Annotated in this window: 6 protein-coding genes and 1 pseudogene; 1 reads left to right on the top strand and 6 read right to left on the bottom strand. The window is 68.8% G+C overall.

Annotation, left to right across the window (positions count from 1 at the left end):
- On the bottom strand, positions 1–336 hold a 336-nt coding region (locus tag HZB86_09905), incomplete at its 3' end, for an NAD+ synthase (protein MBI5905842.1).
- 68 nt (positions 337–404) lie between these two features.
- Here HZB86_09905 and HZB86_09900 point away from each other — a divergent pair.
- Positions 405–1,586 carry an MFS transporter gene (locus tag HZB86_09900; GenBank protein ID MBI5905841.1) on the top strand — a complete coding sequence of 394 codons (1,182 nt, stop codon included), beginning with the start codon at positions 405–407 and terminating at the stop codon, positions 1,584–1,586.
- Here HZB86_09900 and HZB86_09895 read toward each other — a convergent pair.
- The 5 genes and pseudogenes from HZB86_09895 to HZB86_09875 form a co-directional block, all read right to left on the bottom strand.
- On the bottom strand, positions 1,552–1,707 hold the full coding sequence (locus HZB86_09895; protein ID MBI5905840.1) for a hypothetical protein: 156 nt from the start codon (positions 1,705–1,707) through the stop codon (positions 1,552–1,554). The two genes, HZB86_09900 and HZB86_09895, sit on opposite strands and share 35 nt — an antisense overlap.
- 32 nt (positions 1,708–1,739) lie before the next feature.
- Positions 1,740–2,234 (bottom strand): annotated as a pseudogene (locus HZB86_09890) (1-acyl-sn-glycerol-3-phosphate acyltransferase).
- A complete protein-coding gene (locus HZB86_09885; GenBank protein ID MBI5905839.1) occupies positions 2,129–2,731 on the bottom strand; it encodes a hypothetical protein in 603 nt (200 codons plus the stop codon). The pseudogene HZB86_09890 and the gene HZB86_09885 overlap by 106 nt, the downstream one beginning before the upstream one ends.
- Positions 2,731–2,994, bottom strand: a complete 264-nt coding sequence (locus HZB86_09880; protein MBI5905838.1) for a hypothetical protein — start codon at positions 2,992–2,994, stop codon at positions 2,731–2,733. The genes HZB86_09885 and HZB86_09880 overlap by 1 nt, the downstream gene beginning before the upstream one ends.
- Entirely contained in the window at positions 2,991–4,016 is a 1,026-nt protein-coding gene (locus HZB86_09875) for a cation transporter (protein MBI5905837.1), read from the bottom strand. Before HZB86_09875 ends, HZB86_09880 begins: the two co-directional genes overlap by 4 nt.
- Between the last annotated feature and the right edge of the window lie 74 nt (positions 4,017–4,090).

The following is a 4,090-nucleotide window of genomic DNA, read 5'->3' as shown; positions in this document are numbered from 1 at the left end:
CCGGTAGACGCCGCGCGCGCGGCCGCCCGCGGCGATCCCGGCCGCGTTGTACGCCCTCCCCCGCTCGTCCCGGTCCACGAACCCGACGACCGCCGTGATCCCCGCGACGCCCCGCGCGACTTCACGCCACGCCGCCAGGTTCCGGTCGACGAACGACGTCCGCAGCAGCAGGTCCTCCGGCGGGTATCCGGGGATCGCCATCTCGGGGAAGACGACGAGGTCCGCCCCCGCCTCCCGCGCCCGCGCGCACCACGACAGGATCTTCCGGGCGTTCCCCGGGATGTCGCCGACGGTGGTGTTGATCTGGGCCAGGGCGAGGCGAAGCGGCTTGCTCATACCGCCATTCTCTTCGAAAGCGGCGGCAGGGGGAAGCCCCGTTTCCGTGTGATAGAATCCCCCCGTCCATGTCCACCCCGTCCACTCCCCTATACAACCGCGACTACGTCCTGCTGAACATCACCAACCTGACCTTCTCCCTCTACACCACGATCTTCATCTTCCTGCCGGCGTACCTGTACCGTCTCGGGATCCGCGAGGGGGAGATCGGCGTGCTGATGGCCATCGGGACCCTCGTGGGCGTGGCGCTGAAGCCCGGGTTCGGCATGCTGGTGGGGCGGAGGCTGCGCAGGACCTTCCTTTCGCTGGGATCGCTGCTGGCCGCCGCTTCGACCGTGCCGTGGCTCTTCGTCTCGGCGCCGGGGGCGCACCTGTACGCCATCCGGATCGCCCAGGGAGCGTCATTTTCGATGGTCGCCACCGCCGCGTACGGGTACATCGCGGCGTGCGCCCCCGCCGACCGGCGCGCGGAAGCGCTCGGGATCTTCGGGCTCTCCTTCTTCCTCCCCATCTCCGTGGGGGGGTGGATCGGCGAATGGACGATCGCGCGGTACGGCTTCCACGGCATGTTCGCCGCGGGGATCGGTGTGGTCGTCCTCTCCGGGCTGATCCCCTTCTTCATGAAGGAGCCCGAATCCCGGGAGCATCCGACCCTCGGCTCCCTGAAGATCTTCCTCACCCGCCCGTTCTTCGTCCCGAACACGGCCGGGTACCTCTTCGGCATGGCGTACGGCTCGATCTTCACCTTCCTCCCCGTCTACCTCGTCGTCCGGAAATCGGGGTCCCTGGGCTCCTTCGTCTTCGTCTATGCCCTGTCGGTGATCGCCACGCGGACGCTGGGCCGCAGGCTCCTCGACCGGCTGCCCAGGGAGTGGGTCTCCCTGTGGTCGCTCCTGCTCCTGTGCGCCGGGAACCTCCTGATCCCCGCGGTGGACGGAGGGTTGGGCCTGGCCCTGGTGGGAGCGGCGTCGGGGGCGGGACACGGACTCCTGTTCCCCGCACTCTCCGCGCTGGTGCTCGACCGGGTGCGGGAGGACACCGGCGGGATGGCGATGACGATGGCGATGTTCACCGCGGCGTTCGACATGGGGCTGGTGACCGGCGCGGCGGCGTTCGGCTTCGTCGCGGAGCACTTCGGGTATCCGGCGATGTTCGTCGCGGCGGCGGCCGCCGTCGGGCTGGGAACGGGGGGGTTCTTCCTGCTCGACCCGGCGTTCAGGAAAGCAGGGCGTCCCGCACCTTCGCCATGAGCTCCGGGATGTCGGCGCCGGTCGCCCCTTTTGTCGGGATCGGGTCGAACAGCTCGACCACGACCCGTCCGGGCCTGACGCGGAGCGAACCCGAAGGGATGATCTCGTGGCTCCCCGACACCCGGACCGGAACGATCGGCAGCCCTGCCTGAAGCGCGATGTGGACGCGTTGCGCCGGTCCACCATGATCTGCCCGAGGGACAGGAGCACCCACCCGAAGACCGGGATCCTCGACAGCTCCTTCTTGAACACCCAGTGCATCGGATGCGGGATCGACACGGCCAGCGCGAGGGAGTCCACGTGGCTTGCGTGGTTCGACATGAAGACGTACGGGGAGCGAAGGTCCACGCGGGAGAGGCCGCGGGTTTCGACGGTGACGCCGAAGACGGGAAGGAGAATCCTGGAGTAGCTCTTCGTCACCCAGCGGAAGATGCTCCCCTTGCGGCTTTGACCGGGGACCAGCAGGCCCAGGAGGATCGCAGGCAACCCGACCGCCAGGGTGGCCAGGCCGACGGCCGCCATCTGGAATATCGTGCGAAGCGTCATGCGATGCGCCCTTTTCCCTCCGGCTGCGCCGCCCCGGACCCTCCCATCGCGAGCGCCTTCGTGTTTCGTTTCCCCTCCGGGCACACGGCCAGGAGCGGACATTCCAGGCAGAGCGGGTTGCGGGGCCGGCAGACCTCCCTTCCGAGACGGATGAGGTTCAGGTGCAGCCGCATCGGTTTCCCGGGCGGCACGTGCGGCTCGATGGCGAGCGCGGCCTTCGCGAGGTCCGCCGTCGCCGGCACCAGCCCCAGCCGCTTCGTCACCCGGAGGATGTGGGTGTCCACGGGGAACGCGGGGAGGCCGAACGAGAAGAGCAGGAGGATGTTCGCGGTCTTGACGCCCACCCCGCGGAACGAGGTGAGGTACGCGCGCGCCTCCGGAAGGGGCATCGTCCGCGGGAACCGCCGCATCAGCGCATCGAACGCGCGGTCGCGGTTGGCGTCGGTCGTGTTCTGGGAGAGGATCGTGAGGACCAGGTTGCGCACCGGGGAGGTCTCGTGCCCGCAGAGATCCGGTTCGCCGAACCTCCGGGCGAGCCGCCGGTCGATTTCGCGCAACCGGGCGGCAAGGTCGGGACGGAGGCCGCGCGCCGTACCCATCAGCCGTTCCCTTCCCCGGACAGCGCGAGGGAAGCCCGCAATCCTTCGGGCGTGAGCCGCACCGCCGGCTGGAGCGGCCAATATTCGATCAATCCCCCGGATCGCAACGCCTTGATCGCGTCCGAAAGCTCCCACGCCTCGAGCCCCGCTTCGACGTGCAGCTCCTTGACCGCGGGGGTCGCGGCGGGACCGATCTCCCGGTAGAACGAAAGAAGGCAGAGGAGCAGCCTCCTTTCATTGTCGCTTAATTCGTACCCGTTCAATGAGTTGCCTCCCCCGGACGTCCGTCGTGCCCCCGCTCCGGACCGTCCCGCTCGGGACTGTGCAGCGCCCGGATCATCCCCTTCACCCGTTCGCACGAAACGACGCCGGGGCATTCGATCTCGCAAGGGTCGATGTGGGTCACCACGTGGGCGTTCCCCAGCAGCCGACGGATGTCGTCCTCGAGGTGGTCCGCCACCCGGTGGGCCTCTTCCAGCGACTGCTCCCGGCACACGACCACGTGGAAATCGACGTGCATCTCCGAGCCGGAACGGCGGGTCCGCAGATCGTGCCACTCCTGGACCATCGGCCGGTGCTCCTCGATGATCCGGACGATCGCCTCCACCGTCTCCGGCGGCAGGCGGCTGTCCATCAGCTCCTGCACCGCCCCCTTCAGCAGCGGCAGCGCCGCGACGACGATGTAGACCCCGACCGCCAGCGCCACCCCCGGGTCCAGCCACTTCCACCCGGTGAACCGGTACAACAGCAGCGAGAAGAGGATGCCACTGCCGGAGTAGACGTCGGTGCGGAAGTGGATCGAATCGGCCGCGAGCGCCGAGGAACCCGTGGTCTCCCCCGCCTTCCGGATCCGGCCCGAGATGAACCCCGACGCCAGGACGGAGAAGGCCATCACGAAGATGCCGACGTCGAGACCGACCCCTTCCGGCGCGCGCCCTTCCCGCAGCCGGCGGACCGCCTCCCAGACGACGCCCGCGCCGGTCAAGGCGATCACCCCTCCCTGGAACAGGGTCGCCAGCGTCTCCACTTTCCCGTGGCCGTACGGGTGGTTCTCGTCGGCCGGGTCCATCGCTTTCCGGATCGACAGCAGGTTGACCGTGGACATGAAGATGTCGGCCACGTTGTCCAACGCGGACGCGAGCACGCCAAGGGACCCCGAAACGATCCCGACGACGAGCTTCGCTAGGCAGAGCGCGACCGCGCTGGCGAGGGAGAAACCGGCGGTCCGGAGACGGAGCTTCCGGTTCTCCGCGCTGCCGGGGGGTGCGTCCTGGGAGTGCGGCAACGGAACGGCGTCCTTTCCCCGGGCTACGTGCTGCGTTTCATAATTACGCCTGCATTCGAGCGCCGCTGCATCCG

This window comes from Deltaproteobacteria bacterium (assembly GCA_016234845.1).
Lineage (GTDB): Bacteria > Desulfobacterota > Deferrimicrobia > Deferrimicrobiales > Deferrimicrobiaceae > JACRNP01.
Note: the sequence above shows the minus strand (reverse complement) of the source record. Positions and strands in the feature narration are given on the sequence as shown.